Source organism: Pseudomonas entomophila (assembly GCF_013523125.1).
In the GTDB taxonomy this organism is placed as follows: domain Bacteria; phylum Pseudomonadota; class Gammaproteobacteria; order Pseudomonadales; family Pseudomonadaceae; genus Aquipseudomonas; species Aquipseudomonas entomophila_B.
Genome location: NZ_JAAMQJ010000092.1, coordinates 1 through 1,426 on the forward strand (window position 1 = coordinate 1; position 1,426 = coordinate 1,426).

The window sequence follows — 1,426 nt, forward strand, 5'->3', positions numbered from 1 at the left end:
GTTCTTGTCGAGGATGCCCGAGGCCTTGCGCGAGTCGGCCTTGAGTTCTTCGTAAAGTCCGCGGTTCTGCCCGTAGGCGGTGAGCGCGGCCTTGACCTGCATGTCGGCGAAGATGTCGCCGGTACGCAAGGTGCGCTCCAGCGCCTCGAGCGCGGCCTTGGCCTTCTCCGGGTCGGCCTCCTTGTCGATGTTGGCCTTGGCCTCTTCGATCTTCTTGGCCTTGGCAGGATCGGTCGCCTGGACGTACTTCATGGCCAGGGCCATGGACGACTCGATGACGTTCATGCCCTTCTGCAGGCCGGTGTTCAGCGAGGCCTGATAGTCGATGCCGGCGTCCTTGTACGCCTTGACCACATCGCCGGCGCCGATCTTCTCCATCCAGTTCTTGAAGTTGTTCGCCGCCTCGTCCGAACTGCCGGCGGTCTTCATCTGCACCTGCAGCATCGAGCCGAGCGAGGTCACCGCGTCCAGCCCGGTGATGCCGTTCTTCTCCATGCCGGCGAGCAGCTGCGGGAACCACTTGGCCATGTCGCTGGCCTCGAAGCTACCCGCCTGGCCTTGGTAGGCGATCGCCTCCAGGGCCTGCTGCATGACCTTGGGGTCGCTGATCTTGGCGTTCTGCTCGAGCGCCTGAATCATCGACGCCGTGTCGACGCCCGAGGCGCCCTGGCCCACGGCGAACTTGGCCGCCACTGGGGCATAGGACATGGCCTTGTCCAGGTCCATGCCGGCACCGACCAGCTGATTGACCAGGTCGGCCACGTCGTTGCGCGACATGCCGGTGTCCTTGGCCGTGTCGAGCACCGTGCGGCTGAGCTGCTGTTCCTCGGGTTTGTTGGCGATGTCGGCCTTGATGGCGATGTCGCGGATGATGGCCTGATAGTTCGCGCTGATCGTCGTCGGTACCGCAGCCAGGCCGGTGGCGACCACGGCCTGGCCGATGTTGGACTTGAGCGCGGTCTTGCCCGCCTGCAGCTGCTGGTGGCCCTTGAGCTGCAGGTCGGCCGCCCTCACCTCGCGGCCCAGGCGCTGGTACTCGCGGCCCAGCCGGCCGACCTCGATCCCCTGCCTGCGCAGCGCATCCAGATTGCCGTCCAGTTTCTTCTGCAGCTTGTCGGCATTGGCCGAACCACTGTCGTGCGCGCGCTTCCACTCCTCGCGCAGCTTGATGGTCTCGCCGATAGTGCTCTTGAGCACCTTGGCCTTGTTGCCCTTGGCCTCAAGCTTCTGGATGCCGTTTTCGACGGTCCTGAACGCGGCGCCGACCGACGAGGCGACCGCGCCGCCGATCACCAGCGATAACGCTACCCTGCCCGCCATGGATACCTCCCCTGCCCGCTCAGTCCGTGAGCCACCAAACCATGTCGGCATACGACATGGTCATGATTTCTTGCGCGGAAAAATGCAGCTCGGACGCCAGGCGCCG

1 protein-coding gene is annotated in these 1,426 nt (G+C 64.9%); it reads right to left on the reverse strand.

The genetic code is table 11. The features are described 5' to 3' along the window. Positions 1–1,320: phage tail tape measure protein (locus G7007_RS21655; RefSeq protein ID WP_181105134.1), on the reverse strand; the 1,320-nt coding region annotated here is incomplete at its 3' end. Positions 1,321–1,426 lie beyond the last annotated feature (106 nt).